The sequence below is a fragment of the Kocuria sp. JC486 genome, assembly GCF_011602805.1.
GTDB classification, from domain to species: domain Bacteria; phylum Actinomycetota; class Actinomycetes; order Actinomycetales; family Micrococcaceae; genus Kocuria; species Kocuria soli.
In genome coordinates, this window is sequence record NZ_JAAOZS010000001.1 from 26,948 (window position 1) to 41,950 (window position 15,003).

12 protein-coding genes are annotated in these 15,003 nt (G+C 66.9%); 6 read left to right on the top strand and 6 right to left on the bottom strand.

Going from position 1 to position 15,003, the window contains the following annotated elements; genetic code table 11:
• Positions 1-2: 2 nt before the first annotated feature.
• The 6 genes from GWK18_RS00145 to GWK18_RS00170 form a co-directional block, all read right to left on the bottom strand.
• Positions 3-752 (bottom strand): helix-turn-helix domain-containing protein, encoded by a 750-nt coding sequence (locus GWK18_RS00145; RefSeq protein WP_123824795.1) that lies wholly within the window; start codon positions 750-752, stop codon positions 3-5.
• Between the two features lie 297 nt (positions 753-1,049).
• Positions 1,050-2,147 carry a COX15/CtaA family protein gene (locus GWK18_RS00150; RefSeq protein ID WP_233568707.1) on the bottom strand — a complete coding sequence of 366 codons (1,098 nt, stop codon included), beginning with the start codon at positions 2,145-2,147 and terminating at the stop codon, positions 1,050-1,052.
• Positions 2,148-2,204: 57 nt separating this feature from the next.
• On the bottom strand, positions 2,205-2,945 hold the full coding sequence (locus tag GWK18_RS00155) for an ABC transporter permease (protein ID WP_233568708.1): 741 nt from the start codon (positions 2,943-2,945) through the stop codon (positions 2,205-2,207).
• Positions 2,946-3,013: 68 nt separating this feature from the next.
• Positions 3,014-4,063, bottom strand: a complete 1,050-nt coding sequence (locus GWK18_RS00160; RefSeq protein ID WP_325049536.1) for an ABC transporter ATP-binding protein — start codon at positions 4,061-4,063, stop codon at positions 3,014-3,016.
• Between the two features lie 33 nt (positions 4,064-4,096).
• Positions 4,097-5,005 (bottom strand): dihydrodipicolinate synthase family protein, encoded by a 909-nt coding sequence (locus GWK18_RS00165; RefSeq protein WP_233568709.1) that lies wholly within the window; start codon positions 5,003-5,005, stop codon positions 4,097-4,099.
• 19 nt (positions 5,006-5,024) lie between these two features.
• Positions 5,025-5,915 (bottom strand): heme o synthase, encoded by an 891-nt coding sequence (locus tag GWK18_RS00170; RefSeq protein WP_267900141.1) that lies wholly within the window; start codon positions 5,913-5,915, stop codon positions 5,025-5,027.
• A 434-nt stretch (positions 5,916-6,349) separates the two neighbouring features.
• Here GWK18_RS00170 and tkt point away from each other — a divergent pair, with 434 nt between their 5' ends.
• From tkt to pgl, 6 genes are all read left to right on the top strand, one after another.
• A complete protein-coding gene (tkt, locus tag GWK18_RS00175; RefSeq protein ID WP_166832407.1) occupies positions 6,350-8,476 on the top strand; it encodes a transketolase in 2,127 nt (708 codons plus the stop codon).
• A 77-nt stretch (positions 8,477-8,553) separates the two neighbouring features.
• A complete protein-coding gene (gene tal, locus GWK18_RS00180) occupies positions 8,554-9,660 on the top strand; it encodes a transaldolase (RefSeq protein WP_123824798.1) in 1,107 nt (368 codons plus the stop codon).
• 118 nt (positions 9,661-9,778) lie between these two features.
• On the top strand, positions 9,779-11,398 hold the full coding sequence (locus GWK18_RS00185; RefSeq protein WP_166832409.1) for a glucose-6-phosphate isomerase: 1,620 nt from the start codon (positions 9,779-9,781) through the stop codon (positions 11,396-11,398).
• A gap of 170 nt (positions 11,399-11,568) precedes the next feature.
• Positions 11,569-13,110, top strand: a complete 1,542-nt coding sequence (zwf, locus tag GWK18_RS00190) for a glucose-6-phosphate dehydrogenase (RefSeq protein ID WP_166832411.1) — start codon at positions 11,569-11,571, stop codon at positions 13,108-13,110.
• On the top strand, positions 13,107-14,123 hold the full coding sequence (locus GWK18_RS00195) for a glucose-6-phosphate dehydrogenase assembly protein OpcA (RefSeq protein WP_166832413.1): 1,017 nt from the start codon (positions 13,107-13,109) through the stop codon (positions 14,121-14,123). Before zwf ends, GWK18_RS00195 begins: the two co-directional genes overlap by 4 nt.
• Positions 14,120-14,914: a 6-phosphogluconolactonase gene (pgl, locus tag GWK18_RS00200; protein ID WP_166832415.1), complete on the top strand. Its 795-nt coding sequence runs from the start codon at positions 14,120-14,122 to the stop codon at positions 14,912-14,914. The genes GWK18_RS00195 and pgl overlap by 4 nt, the downstream gene beginning before the upstream one ends.
• Positions 14,915-15,003 lie beyond the last annotated feature (89 nt).

The following is a 15,003-nucleotide window of genomic DNA, read 5'->3' on the forward strand; positions in this document are numbered from 1 at the left end:
GCTCACACCGTGGTCGGTCGGTTGGTCTTCTGACCTGCCGCGGGACGCGACAGGGGAACATGTGTGTTGCAGACGTGGGCCCCGGCAGCGAGGGTCGACAGTCGACGGATGTCGACATCGAGCAGGGAGCTGATCATTCGGGTCTCGGCATCGCAGAACTCCGGGTGCCTGGTGGCGATTTCCTGCAGCGGGCAGTGGCCTTGGCACAGTTGGGCGGACAGCACCTTGTGTCGTGCAGGCCCGACCTTGACGATGGTCGCAGAGGCTGCGTACCCGTCGGCCGACAACAACTGGGCCAAGACATCCAGGCGCTCTGCGACGTCGTCGCCCGCGGCTTCCACGGTGGGCCGGTAGCGCCGCTCCATCCGCTGGAACTGCGCCGCCACGAACTCCCGCAGCGCCGTCTCTCCCCCGAGGTCCCGGATGGCACCGAGCGCGTCCGCGGCGATCCCGAGGTAGTCGTTGCCGATCCGCTCATGGCCTTCGGGAGCCACGACGTAGCGACGTGCGGGTCGCCCGGCACCCGCACCGTGACGGCGGACCATGGTCACCTCGATGAAGCGGTCACGTTCGAGGGCATCGAGATGCCGGCGGATGGCAGCGGGCGTGAGGTCGAGCAGTCGCCCGAGGTCGCGGGCCGAAACGGGGCCGTGCTCCAGAACTGTGTTGAGCACCCTGGATCGGGTGTTGGACTCCGCGGACTCCTCAAGGTTGAGCGGGGTACGGACGGAACCTGAATCGGTGTCGGTCATGACTTCCCTCCCTCTGCTTACCTCGGCCTGGGTTCTGGTGGTCTCAGCGGCATGTTCGCCGGAATGCCTCGGCGGAAGCTCCTGCGCGCTTGGCTGGCCACGTGGCGTGACGCCGCAGGGTTCTGCTGCACGTCGTCGTCACGAACGCTCCGACACCGAGACCTTGCCCGGGTGCTTCGCTGCACCCCTGAAATACACAACCAAAGTATGACGCAATTGATTCCGTGTGCCTAGCAAGGGTGACCTCACCTGGGATGCGCGACAGCGCCACGCTTAATGTGACTGGTTCAGAATAACTCAGTGTGTCGGGTCCGTGACCGGGCTGGTCGTGACGGCAGCCGGGTCTGCGGTGAGGGCAAACGCCTTCTCCACCGCGAAGGCGACGACGGCCACCAGCGTGGCGGAACCCACCAGGTGCAGGCAGACCGCCACGATCGGCAGTCCGTTGAAGTACTGGTAGAAGCCGACCGCGGCCTGGAACACGAGTACGCACAGCACCGTGGCGTAGGCGTTCCAGATCGGTCGAGGCCACCCGTTCCTGCCCACGATCCTGCCCGCGATCAGGGACAGGACGAGGAGTGCCACCAGCACGTAGACCGGCAGCGCATGGGCGCGCGCAATGACGACGGCGTCGAAGGCGTGCCGGGCGATCTCACCGGAATCCCCGGAGTGGGGCCCCGTACCGGTGACAAGAGTTCCCAGGTACACGATCAACAGTGTGAGGAACGCCATGCCCAGGGCTGTGGCTCGGATGATTCCCCTGGCGTGTCGTGCCTGGCCGGGTTGTTCCTTGGCGTCCACTTCAGGCAGCCCGGCTCGCCGGCAGCGGTTCACGAGGATTGCGGAGAGGTAGATCATGGCCGCCGAGAGCATGAAGTGAATGCCAACGATCCAGGGATTCAGGCCCGTACGGACGGTAATTCCACCGACCACGGCCTGCAGGGGGATACCGAGTCCGAGCACCAGGGTCAAGCGGAAGAGATCCGGGCGTTCCTTGCGCATGCGGATCACGGCAAGGAAGGCAGCGATCGCCACGAGGGTCAGCACGAACGTGAGTAGCCGGTTACCGAATTCGATCGCACCGTGGATGCCCATCGCAGCGGTAGAGGTCCAGGAGTCGTCCGTGCATCGCGGCCACGTGGGGCATCCCAGTCCGGAACCCGTCAGGCGGACCAGGCCGCCGGTCAGGATCAGCAGTGAGTTGGCGAGCAGTGAGGCCCATGCGGTGGCACGTACCCACCCGTCCACCTGCGTGCGGAACAGGAAGTCACTGATCTTCCGTCGAACGTCCTTGGCCTCCCTGCCGCCCTTCACCGGCTTGGTCCCTGTGCCTGGTTCACCACGCGACGTGTCGTCGGCGGGAGTCGAAGCGGGGTCGGTCGGTGCGAAGCTCACGTGGTCACGTCCAGAACGGAATTTGGAGGGAGAAAGGGAAAAGATGTCTCCGTCAGTCTAGCTCCACCGGAACCACCGGGCCGTTGCGGCCCACGCAGCGACCGCCCAGACAGCAAGGATCAGGAGCGGTCCCGCGAGACCCGCGGACGCTCCCGGCACGAGCACAGCCCGCAGGGCGTCTCCCAACGCAGCCGAGGGCAACAGGGCCACGACGGGTGCAACCCACTCCGGAAGCGCCGCGGCCGGTGCCAAGGTACCCCCGGCGACCGCCAACAAGACCCAGAGGAGATTGACGACAGCCAACGTGGCTTCGGCGCGCAGCGTTCCGGCCGCCAGCATTCCCAGTCCGGTGAAGGCAACGGCCCCGAGCACCAGGACGGCCAACGCCGCCAGAACCCCCGGCAGGGACGGATGCCAACCGAGGACCATGGCGACGACGCCGATGAGCAAGCACTGAAATCCCAGGACCAGTAGGATCGCGCCCAGCTTCCCCGCCACCAAACCGCTGCGACCCAAGGGCGTGGTGGCCAGCTGGCGGAGCACCCCGTACCGCCGGTCGAAACCCGTCTGGATGCCCTGACCGGAGAAGGCGTTCGAGATCACGCTCAGGGCCAGGACGCCGGGAACCGCGTAATCGATGCGGGTGGTGCCCGGTAGCAGGACCGTGTCCAGCAGGTCCATCTTCGTGAGGGCGACCAGGGCGATCACGGGAAGGATCACCAACAGGAGCAGCTGCTCACCGTTGCGCAGCATGGTGAGCGCTTCGTACTTGGTCTGGCTCGCCACGCGTCGAGGCATGGGGGCCGCCCCGGCCGCTCTCGCATGACCAGCTACTGCGCTTCGTGCGTGGTGTTGTTCCTTTGTGGTCATCGGATCTCCCGTCCGGCAATTGCCAGGAACACGTCTTCAAGGGTCCGGGGCTGCAGGGTCATCGACGTCGGCAGCTCGCCCGTGTCCGCCAGCCACGATGTGATGTGGGCCAAGACTTCAGGACGGATGTCACCGGTCACCGTGACCCGGTCGTCTTCGAGGGTCACGTTCAGCCCGATGGATCTCCCGAATGAACTGACTCCGGTTGGCGGCTCCTCGGACTCAGATGTGGACCGGCCCGACGAGACCGGTGGAGCCGACTCCCAGGCCCTCCGCTGGCCCGCCGTCAATCCGATGCGCAGCGCGCCGGGGCGTCCGCCGTCATCCCCGGCGATGAGTTCCGCCACAGTCCCCGAGGCACGCACCGTGCCTCGGGCCACGATGACGACGTGGTCGGCCAGACGCTGGGCGTCGTCCAGGAGGTGCGTGGTCAAGACCACCGCGGTGCCCTGTTCGCGCAACTGGGCGATCAGTTCGAAGACCACGGTTCTGGACTGTGGGTCAAGGCCGGCCGACGGTTCGTCCAGGAAGACGATCTCCGGGTTCCCGGCGAGGGCGGCGGCCAGCGCCACGCGCTGACGCTGCCCGCCCGAGAGACGACGTAGCGGGGTCCGGGCAAAGGAATGGATGCCGAGTCGGTCCATGAGCCCGGACATGTCCGCGGGCTGCCGGTACATGGAACTCACGTGCCGTAGGAACTCTCCGGGTCGGGCGGACTGCGGCAGGCCGCCGTCCTGGAGCATGACACCCGCCCGGGACCGGAGCAGAGGTCCCGCGTTCCAGGGGTCCTCCCCCAGCAGTCGGACAGTGCCTCCGGTGGGCTTGAGCAGGCCCTGCGCGCATTCCAGCGTGGTGGTCTTCCCGGCACCGTTGGGACCCAACAAAGCCGTAACCTGGCCGTGGGCCGCGACGAAACTCAGTCCGTTGACGGCCCGCACGGCGTGGTGCCCCCGACCGTGGGAGACGTTGAACTCCATCGAGAGGGCGCGTACTTCCAGCGCGGGCAGCTGCTGGTCGGCATCCGTTGGGGTCAGGGGGTGGTCCATCGGCACTCGGTCAGTCTAGGTTCTGCCGACCGACTAATCGGTCATGGCGTGCCGGACCACGCGCACGGCAGCTTCGATCCGTTGCCTGCTCTGCGTGGTCACCGGGTGCAGCGGACGCCGCGGCGCCGAGGTGCGAACCCCGCACACGTCGTTGAGGGCATAGATCGAACTCAGGGGACGTTCCCAGCGCAACACTTCGATCAGGGGACGCAGTGCCTCCTGCCAGCGCCGGACCGCGTCCTCATCTCCTGTGACCGCGGCGGTCCGGAAAGCTGTGAACTCCCGCGGCAGCGCGGCGGCCAATCCGGTGTGCCATGCGGCGCTCGCGATTGCGTCGTCGACGATCAGGTGCGCACTGGCCACACCGTAGGTGGTTCCTGGGTCACAGAGTTCGTCGAAGAGGTGCCGCCGGTTCTGCAGAGCACGCGCGGAGTCGGCGGTGTCCTTGAAGGCCACCACGTTCTCCAGCCGGGTGAGCTCAGCGGCCAGGTCCACGGGGTACACGAACCCCGTGGTGGCGGGATTGTTGTCCAGGCACAGCGGCAAGCTCACCGAGGAGGCCACGGTCTCCACCTGATCGGCAATCTCCGGCGACCGGAGTGCCACGTAGGACAGCGGGTTCACCACCAAGCCGTCGGCACCCGCGTTCTCCGCGTCCCAACCGAGTTCAAGGACACGTTGAGTGGTCAGGGCGGAGATGCCGACGCCCACGGGCACGCCGGAGCCCTTGGCGGCGGCCACGGCGGTGCGCACGACATTGCCACGTTCCTGGTGATCGAGGTACGCGAAGGACCCCGCCGTACCCAGGACGCAGATCGCTTCCACACCGGAATCGGCCAGACGTTCGATCTGCTCGGCGAAGGTGACCAGATCGATCGCCCCGCCGGGAAAGAACGGAGTCACGGGGTAGGCGACCAGGCCGGAGAACTGCATGGTCAGCATGATGTGCCCTGCACTGTGGTCACAGGATGGGGCCGCCGATGAAGGGGTCCACGGCCACGGACACGAAGACCAGCGTCAAGTAGGTGATGGAGCTGTGGAACACCCGCATGGCCTGCTTGTCCGTGGGCTCCCCGGCGTTGGCGGTGTGGAGCAGGCGGTGGCACTGGTAGGCGAACCATGCCCCGGCGGCCAGGCACACGGAGGCGTAGAACCACCCGGCGCCGCCCACGGGCACCAGCAGCAGGGAGCAGATCACGGTGGCCCACGCGTAGAGGACCACCTGGGACGCGACCTTGCCCGCCGGGGAAATGGCACCCAGCATGGGGATTCCCGCGCGCGAGTAGTCATCCGCGTACTTCATGGACAGCGGCCAGTAGTGCGGTGGAGTCCACAGGAACACGACGGCGAACAGCACCATCGCGGGCCACGCCACCGTGCCGGTCACCGCGGCCCAGGCAATGACCACGGGCATGCAGCCGGCGACTCCACCCCAGACGATGTTCTGGGGTGTGCGGCGCTTGAGAATGATCGAGTAGAAGACGGCGTAGAGGAAGATCGCCAACGCCGTCAGGACCGCCGACAGGACGTTGACGAACACCAGGAACCAGGCCACGGAGACGATCGCGACCACCCAGGCGAACACGAGAGCCTCGCGGTCCCCCACGACCCGCGTGACCAGCGGGCGCTTGGAGGTGCGCTTCATGAGCCGGTCCGACTCGCGGTCGATGTAGGAGTTGAAGGCTCCGGCCGCGCCGGCGGACAGGGTTCCGCCGATCAGGGTGTTGAGGATCAACCAGAAACTGGGCATCCCCTGCTGAGCGAAGATCATGGTCGGCACGGTTGCAATCAGCAACAGCTCCACGATCCGGAGCTTCATGAGCTGCAGGTACGCACGGACACGCTCGGTCAGGGTCGTGGAGCGAGGAACACCGGCCGCCGGGCTGTGGCCGGGCCCGCTGTCGGGTACCACGGCATGCTCCGAGGCCTGCGCTGAGCTCACGTGTTCGCTCTCCCTGAGTAGTTGCTGTCGACCGCTCCGCCCGCCCGAGGTCATGAGCGTGACACCCGAAAACGTGGGGTTCGCACGGCACGAACGGAGACTTTCCTGCCACTCTACCGCCCGCCCGCCCGGAACGAAGAACCCTCGCGACAGAAGCGAGAACCGCGCACCGTCCGTGATCGGCGGTGATTATGCCGGGGGCGCAATGATGACGAAACCGGCCGTCGGCGTGTGCTCAGGCCTGCCCGGTTGACCTAGGCTGAACCACGGACAGCCCCGCGTGTCGCCGGTGTCTCGAACTCAGGCGCCACGCGCGTATCGCCTTAGGAAAGGACACCGTTCCCGTGCCACACGCTGAGCAGCTCACCTGGACCGATTTGGATCGCCGTGCCGTTGACACCGTGCGGGTCCTGGCCGCGGACGCCGTCGAGAAGGTGGGCTCAGGTCACCCCGGCACGGCCATGAGCCTGGCGCCGGCCGCGTACCTCCTCTTCCAGAAGGTCATGCGCCACGACCCCACGGACGACCGCTGGACCGGCCGCGACCGGTTCATCCTCTCCCCCGGGCACACGTCCCTGACGCTCTACCTCGAACTCTTCCTGGGCGGCTTCGGGCTCGAGATGGGTGACATCGAATCGTTGCGCACATTCGAGTCCAGGACACCGGGCCACCCCGAATACCGCCACACCAAGGGCGTCGAGATCACCACCGGGCCGCTCGGCCAGGGCCTGGCCTCCGCCGTCGGCTTCGCCTACGGACAGCGTTACACCCGCGGGCTCTTCGACCCCGAGGCTGCTCAGGGCGAATCCCCTTTCGATCACCACGTGTTCGTGATCGCCTCCGACGGCGACCTTCAGGAAGGCGTGACCTCCGAGGCGTCGTCGCTGGCGGGGCACCAGGAACTGGGGAATCTGGTGGTGATCTACGACCAGAACCAGATCTCGATCGAGGACGACACCGACGTCGCCTTCACCGAGGACGTCGCCAAGCGCTACGAGGCCTACGGCTGGCACGTGCAAACCGTGGACTGGACCAACGGCGGTGACGGGGAGTACGTGGAGGACGTTCAGGCCCTCTACGACGCGATCCAGGCCGCAAAGGCCGAGACCGGTAAGCCGTCGTTGATCTCACTGCGCACGATCATCGGCTGGCCTGCTCCGAACAAGCAGAACACCGGTGGAATCCACGGGTCCAAGTTGGGTGCCGAGGAATTGGCCGCCACGAAGGAGGTCCTGGGCTTCGACCCCGAGGCGCACTTCGCCATCGACGACGAGGTCCTGGCTCACACCCGTGAACTCGTCCAGCGCGGTGCTGCGGATCGTGCCGAGTGGGAGGAGTCCTTCAAGGCCTGGCGCGAGGCCAATCCGGAGCGCGCAAAGCTCTACGACCGGTTGCGTGACGAACAGTTGCCGGAGAACTACGCGGCGGTCTTCCCGACCTTCGAACCGGGCAAGGACGTTGCCACGCGGTCTGCCTCCGGCAAGGTCATCAACGCCATCGCCGACACCTTCCCCGAGCTGTGGGGCGGTTCCGCGGACCTGGCAGGTTCGAACAACACGACCATCGAGTCGGCGGCGTCGTTCATCCCCGCCGAGCGGTCCACGTCCAAGTGGTCCGGCAACCCGTACGGACGGGTGCTGCACTTCGGCATCCGCGAGCACGCGGCGGCTTCGATCGTCAACGGCATCACGATGTCCACCCAGACGCGCGCCTTCTCGGGCACGTTCCTGATCTTCTCGGACTACCAGCGTCCCGCGGTCCGCCTCGGTGCACTCATGGGCGTCCCGTCGATCTACGTCTGGACGCACGACTCCATCGGTCTGGGTGAGGACGGCCCCACACACCAGCCCGTCGAACAGCTCTCGGCCTTGCGCGCAATCCCGGCGCTGGACGTGGTTCGACCGGCCGATGCGAACGAGGTCTCCGTCGTCTGGCGCACCATCCTGGAAGGGCGGGAACGGCCTGCGGGCATCGCGCTGACGCGCCAGAACGTGCCCACGTTCCGTCGTGAGGACATCGACGACGACGGCCAGGGTGAGAAGTTCGCGTCAGCCGAAGGAGCTGCCCGGGGCGGGTACGTCCTGGCCGATTCGGAAGGCACCCCGGACGTGGTGCTGATCGGTACCGGCTCCGAGGTCCAGCTGGCCGTGGCCGCCCGCGAACAACTGGCGGCCGAAGGGATCAAGGCACGCGTGGTTTCCATGCCCTGCCGTGAGTGGTTCGACGCCCAGGATGCGCAGTACCGCGAGTCCGTGATTCCGTCCGGGGTCCGGGCGCGCGTGACGGTCGAGGCCGGCTCGGCGATGTCCTGGTACGACCTGTTGGGGACCTACGGCCGTGCCGTCGCGCTGGATCACTTCGGCGCCTCCGCCGCGTACGAGAAGCTGTACGAAGAATTCGGGATCACCGCCGAGGAAGTCACGGCCGCGGCGCGCGATTCGATCGCCGCCGTCGCCACCGACCGCGTGTGAACCCCACGAGGACCGCCAAGACTTGGCCCACCGCCCCCGGACCGGGCCGACCGCAGCTAGCACGTTAGGAACTGAGGATGACTACCTCCACCAAGAAGCTCTCCGAGGCCGGAGTCTCCATCTGGCTCGACGACCTCTCCCGTGAACGTTTGACCAGCGGGAACCTCCAACAGCTCATCGACGAGAAGGATGTCGTCGGTGTGACCACGAACCCGACGATCTTCGCGGGTGCGCTGTCCAACGGCGCCGCCTACGCGGAGCAGGTCAAGGAACTGGCCGCCGAAGGCGTCGACGTCGACGAAGCGGTTTTCCGCATCACCACCGACGACGTCCGGGACGCCTGCGACGTCTTCGCCTCGATCGCCGAGGCCACACAGGGCGTGGACGGACGCGTCTCGATCGAGGTCGATCCCCGTCTGGCCAACGACCCCGAGGCAACGGCCACCATGGCGCGTCGCCTGGCCGAAACCATCGACCGGCCCAACGTCCACATCAAGATCCCCGCAACCGAGGCCGGACTGCCGTCGATCACCGAGACCCTCGCCGAAGGTGTGTCGGTGAACGTGACGTTGATCTTTTCGCTCGAGCGGTACCGCGCCGTCATCAACGCCTACATGGCGGGACTCGAGAAGGCACTCGAGAACGGCAAGGACCTCTCCACCATCCACTCGGTGGCCTCGTTCTTCGTGTCGCGCGTAGATTCCGAAGTGGACAAGCAGCTCGAGGCCGTCGGCACCGACGAGGCCCTCTCCCTCAAGTCCAAGGCCGGGTTGGCCAACGCCCGACTGGCCTACCAGGTGTACGAGGAAGCCATCGGTACGGAGCGGTGGAAGCGTCTGGAGTCCGCCGGAGCGAACGTCCAGCGTCCCTTGTGGGCCTCGACCGGCACGAAGGACCCGGCCCTGCCGGCCACGCTCTACGTCGACGGACTGGTGGCACCCAACACGGTGAACACCATGCCGGAGAAGACCCTGGATGCGACCGCCACGGACGCCGAGATCACGGGCGACACGATCACCGGCACGTACGCGGAGTCGAACGCCCACCTGGATCGTCTCGCCGCCCTGGGCATCGACTACAACGACGTCGTGGCCAAACTCGAGTCCGAGGGCGTGGAGAAGTTCGAGGCCTCCTGGGCCGAACTGCTCGAAACGGTGCAGACCGCACTGGACCAGGCACGCTGACACGGCGGCGGGCGTCGTGGGCCCACCCGGGCCCCGCGGCGCCCGTCACCATCTGCCGCCCGCAAACTCACCCATCACCCAAGAGGCGCACCAGAGACGTGCGCACAGAGAGGACGTCATGAGTTCACTGTCCGTCATGCTCACCGGTGCGGCACGCGAAGCCGCTGAACGTCACGTTCCGACCCTCGTCCAGGAGAAATTCGCCTCCAGGCTCTTCGCCAAGGACCACACCATGTGGGGCGCGGCGGCCGAGAACGAAGCCGGAAAGCGTCTCGGCTGGGTGGATGCGGCCGAGGTGTCGCGGCCCCTGGTGGCCCAGATCAACGAGCTCCGAGATTCTTTCGCGGCTGAAGGCGTGGACCGATTCGTCCTGGCCGGCATGGGTGGCTCCTCGTTGGCCCCGGAGGTCATCACCAGGACCGCGGGGGTCGAACTGTTCGTACTGGACTCCACGGACCCCGTCATGGTGCAGGCGGCCCTGTCCAAGGACATCGCGCGCACCGCCGCGGTCATCTCCTCCAAGTCGGGATCCACGGTCGAGACCGACTCCGCGCGTCGTGCCTTCGAGAAGGCCTTTGCCGACGCCGGTATCGACGCCGCACGCCGCATGGTCGTTGTAACCGATCCGGGATCGCCGTTCGACGAGTCCTGCCGTGCCGCCGGGTACCGGGCTGTGTTCACGGCTGACCCCACCGTGGGTGGGCGGTTCTCGGCCATGACGGCTTTCGGGCTGGTTCCCTCCGGTTTGGCGGGCGTGGACCTGGACGCGCTGCTGGACGAGGTGGACGAGGCCGCGGAGGCTCTGCGCGAGGATGATCCGGACAACCTCGGCTTGTTGCTGGGCGCGGCCATGGGCGGCACGTCGCCCCTGCGCGACAAGCTGCTGATCCAGGATCTGGGCTCCGGCATCGTCGGCTTCGCCGACTGGGCCGAACAGCTCATTGCTGAGTCCACGGGCAAGGACGGAACGGGTATTCTCCCCGTGGTCGTGGCTCAGGACGTTCCTGAACTCAAGGCACCCGTGGCCTCGGACTTGCTGCCGGCGTTCCTGGTTCCGGTGGATGCGGACACGGTGCCCGACGGTGACGCCGTCGCAGTGGCGGGGTCACTGGGTGGCCAGATGCTGCTCTGGGAGGTTGCAACCGCGGTGGCGGGCAAGCTGCTGGGGATCAACCCGTTCGATCAGCCCGACGTGGAGTCGGCCAAGTCCGCAACGCGCGCGGTCCTGGCGGACAAGCCGGAGCAGACCGCCGCGGACCTGGTGGACGGCTCCGTGGAGATCCGTGGCGACGCCGGACTGCTGGGCGTGGCACAGAACCTGACGGAGGCCCTGGAAGCCCTCTTGCAGCGGCTTCCCGCCGACGGCTACCTGGCTGTGCAGGCGTACTTCGATCGTCTGACCTGGGCGGAGCTCGAAGAGGCGCGGCCGCTTCTGGCGAAGGCCACCAGGCGACCTACGACCTTCGGCTGGGGACCCCGGTTCCTGCACTCGACGGGTCAGTTCCACAAGGGCGGCCCGGGCGTGGGTGTGTTCCTCCAGATCACGGCAGAGTCGGACACCGATCTGGAGATCCCCGGCATCCCCTTCACCTTCGGGGAACTGATCTCCGCCCAGGCCGACGGCGACGCGCAGGTGCTCTCCGAACACGGGCGCCCGGTGCTGCGCTTGCGTCTGAAGGACCGCGAGACCGGCGTCTCCCAGGTGCTCGACGTCCTACACGCACTCGCCCAGTCCTGAACGTGAGGACCGTCGCGTCGGTGGCTTCGAGCGAAGCCACCGACGCGACCCCTCCCCAGGCCTAGGATGTTCCCCTCACGTATGCCAAACCCGCGGGTGCTCGCCCGGCCCGATGAGGGGCGCCGACGCCACCGGCCCATCCGGGTCTGAAGCCTGACCAGAGGAGTTTCGTGCCAACCTCGAATGTGCACACCAATCCGTTGCGAGACGATCGTGACAAGCGCCTCGTCCGAGTCGCTGCGCCGTCGGCGCTCGTCCTGTTCGGCGTCACCGGAGACCTGGCTCGCAAGAAGCTGCTGCCGGCCATGTACGACCTCGTCAATCGTGGTCTTCTGCCGCCCTCCTTCTCCCTCGTGGGATTCGGGCGTCGGCCGTGGAGCAAGACGGACTTCCAGGACTACGTGCGCGAGGCCGTGACCGCCAACGCCAGGACCGAGTTCCAGGAAGCCGTGTGGGAGCAGTTCGCCGAAGGCCTCCGCTTCGTGCAGGGCGAGTTCGACGACACGGAGGCCTACAGCAACCTGCAGGACGTGCTGCGTGAACTCGATCAGGAGCGCGGCACGAGCGGGAACCACGCGTTCTACCTCTCAATCCCGCCCAAGGCCTTCGAGGTCGTGTGTCACCAGCTGGCTGAGAACGGCCTGGCCGAGCACGAGAATGCTTCAGGTTGGCGTCGTGTGGTGATCGAGAAGCCCTTCGGCCACGACCTCGCTTCCGCGCAGGAACTCAACGAGATCGTGGAGTCCGTGTTCTCCCGGGACGCGATCTTCCGTATCGACCACTACCTGGGCAAGGAGACGGTGCAGAACATCCTGGCGTTGCGCTTTGCCAACACGATGTTCGAACCGCTGTGGAACGCCAACTACGTGGACCACGTGCAGATCACCATGGCCGAGGACATCGGCATCGGAACCCGCGCCGGGTACTACGACGGCGTTGGCGCGGCCCGGGACGTCATCCAGAACCACCTCCTGCAGCTGCTCGCCCTGACGGCCATGGAGGAGCCCTTCGACTTCACCGCACGGGCCCTGAGAGCAGAGAAGGCCAAGGTGCTGGACGCCGTCCAGCTTCCGGAGGATCTGGGGCAGGCCTCGGCCCTGGGCCAGTACCGGGGCGGCCTGCAGGGCGGTTCGGAGGTCCGATCCTTCTTCGAGGAGGACGACATCCCCGAGGACTCCCGCACGGAGACCTACGCCGCCCTGCGCCTCGAGGTCTACAACCGGCGGTGGGCGGGCGTCCCGTTCTACCTACGCGCCGGAAAGCGCCTGGGTCGCCGCGTCACGGAGATCGCCGTGGTCTTCAAGGACAGCCCAGACCGTTTGTTCCCGTTGCACGACACGGACGAGTTCGGCAACAACGCGATCGTGATCCGCATCCAGCCCGACGAGGGCGTGACCATCCGCTTCGCGTCCAAGGTGCCGGGCACTCAGTCCGAAATCCGGGACGTGACCATGGACTTCGGCTACGGGCACGCCTTCACCGAGTCATCGCCTGAAGCCTACGAGCGACTGATCCTCGACGTCCTGCTGGGCGAACCCCCGCTGTTCCCCCACCACGAAGAGGTCGAGCTGTCCTGGAAGATCCTCGACCCCTTCGAGGAGTACTGGGCCGAGAACCAGATCCAACCCGAAGGGTACGACCCCGGTTCCTGGGGTCCCGAGTCCGCGGACCGCCTGATGCAACGAGATGGAAGGACGTGGCGCCGGCCATGATCGTGACGCTTGAGAACACGACCACTTCCGACATCGACAAGCAGCTGCACCGACTTCGTGACGAAGGTGGTGTAGTCACCCTCGGTCGTGTGTTGACCCTGGTCATCATGGCGGAGGCCGGTCATTCGGAACGCGCCCTGGACGCCGCCGTCGTGGCCTCCCACGAGCACCCGTGCCGCATCATCATGCACGTGTCGCACTCGGCCTCGGAGGAGACTCGTCTGGATGCCCAGCTGAGGATCGGCGGCGACGCCGGAGCCTCCGAGGTCGTTGTCCTGCACGGGTACGGTGCATTGGCGGAACCCTCCGAAATGCTGGTTTCCGCCCTGCTGTTGCCAGACGCACCCATCGTGGCATGGTGGCCGCATCGGGTTCCGAACAAGCCGTCCGACTCCTCGATCGGCAAGATCGCGCACCGGCGCATCACGGACTCCTCCAACTCGGACGACGTCTGCGCCACCCTGGTGCACCTTGCCCAGCAGTACGCTCCCGGGGACACGGACATCTCTTGGACCCGTCTCACGCATTGGCGGGTGCAGCTCGCTGCGGCCCTGGACCAGGCTGAACCCGGGCCGGTCAAGGAGGTGGTGGTGACCGGCGCGGCCGATTCCTCCCGCGTGCACCTCCTCGGTGCGTGGCTGGGCGGGCGGCTCTCGGCTCCGGTGCGCTTCGAGCACCCTGGACAGAGTGAGCACGGGCTGAGCAGCGTGAGGTTGGTTCGCGACAACGGGGACATTGTGCTGGAACGGCCAGGTCATTCCTTGGCGCGTTTGACCCAGCCTGGCCAGCCTGATCAAAGGGTTGCAATCCCCCACCGTGAGCTCAGTGCCTGCTTGGCGGAGGAACTCCGCCAGTTGGATCCTGACGAGGTCTACGGCGAGGTGTTGGCTTCCGCCGTGCACGTGCTCCCGTGCGGAGTCTGTGGTGAAGGCGTGACCTCCGAGTCGGAGGACTCCGCGGGAACGGACGCCGATTCCGCTGCCGCAACGCCGGAGACCAACCCGGCGTCATGACCCTGCTGGTCGAGACCGAGAGCACCGCGGATCTCCTGGCGGAGCACGTGGCCGCCCGCATCAATGAGGTCTTGGTCGAGGCACAGGAGCGGCGAGGCCGTGCGTCCGTCGTGCTCACGGGCGGCTCCATGGGCGTTGCCACGATCCGCGCCCTGGCCGGGGCGACCCGGACCGCGGAGTACGTTCCGGACTGGTCCGAGGTCGACATCTGGTGGGCCGACGAACAGTTCCTGCCCGAGGGGCACCCGGAACGCAACATCCAACAGGCGGCCGACGCTGCCGAACCATTTGCGTTGATGACCGAGCTGCCACCCGAGAACGTGCACGTGATCGGTGCCTCCGACCGGTTCGAGAACGCAGAGGCCGCCGCCGCGGACTACGTGGCTGAACTCGAGACGGCGGCACGCGCCCAGGGCAGCCCGACGGGCCTTCCGTGGTTCGACATCGCGTTGTTGGGTGTGGGTTCCGACGGGCACGTGGCCTCCATTTTCCCGCACCATGCGGACGCTGCCATGCGGGAGGCGACCGTGATTGCCGTGTACGACTCCCCCGAGTCACCACCCACGCGCGTGTCCATGACGCTCCCCCTGATCTCGACCGCTGAGCACGTCTGGTTCGTCGCGTCCGGAAGTGAGAAGGCCGACGCGATCGGGCGCCTCCTGGGTGGCACGCCGGACGAAGGGACGTCGGCCGAAGAGACCCCGGCCGGCGAGGTGGTCGGCCGTGTCTCCACGGTGCTGTTCACGACGCCCGAGACGCTCTCCGCGGGGTCTCACATCCACTGCGCGTAACTCCTCGACACCTGACGGGACTCGACGGCCCGTCGCACCACGCAAGCGGCAACCATGAAACCGGCGGGACCGGAACCACTGTGGGTTCC

Bases quoted from the DNA above. Each gene is read 5' to 3' on its own strand.
- GWK18_RS00145 (WP_123824795.1), bottom strand. From the start codon at position 752: ATGACCGACACCGATTCAGGTTCCGTCCGTACCCCGCTCAACCTTGAG.
- GWK18_RS00155 (WP_233568708.1), bottom strand. From the start codon at position 2,945: ATGCCTCGACGCGTGGCGAGCCAGACCAAGTACGAAGCGCTCACCATG.
- GWK18_RS00160 (WP_325049536.1), bottom strand. From the start codon at position 4,063: ATGGACCACCCCCTGACCCCAACGGATGCCGACCAGCAGCTGCCCGCG.
- GWK18_RS00165 (WP_233568709.1), bottom strand. From the start codon at position 5,005: ATGCTGACCATGCAGTTCTCCGGCCTGGTCGCCTACCCCGTGACTCCG.
- tal (WP_123824798.1), top strand. From the start codon at position 8,554: ATGACTACCTCCACCAAGAAGCTCTCCGAGGCCGGAGTCTCCATCTGG.
- GWK18_RS00185 (WP_166832409.1), top strand. From the start codon at position 9,779: ATGAGTTCACTGTCCGTCATGCTCACCGGTGCGGCACGCGAAGCCGCT.
- GWK18_RS00195 (WP_166832413.1), top strand. From the start codon at position 13,107: ATGATCGTGACGCTTGAGAACACGACCACTTCCGACATCGACAAGCAG.
- pgl (WP_166832415.1), top strand. From the start codon at position 14,120: ATGACCCTGCTGGTCGAGACCGAGAGCACCGCGGATCTCCTGGCGGAG.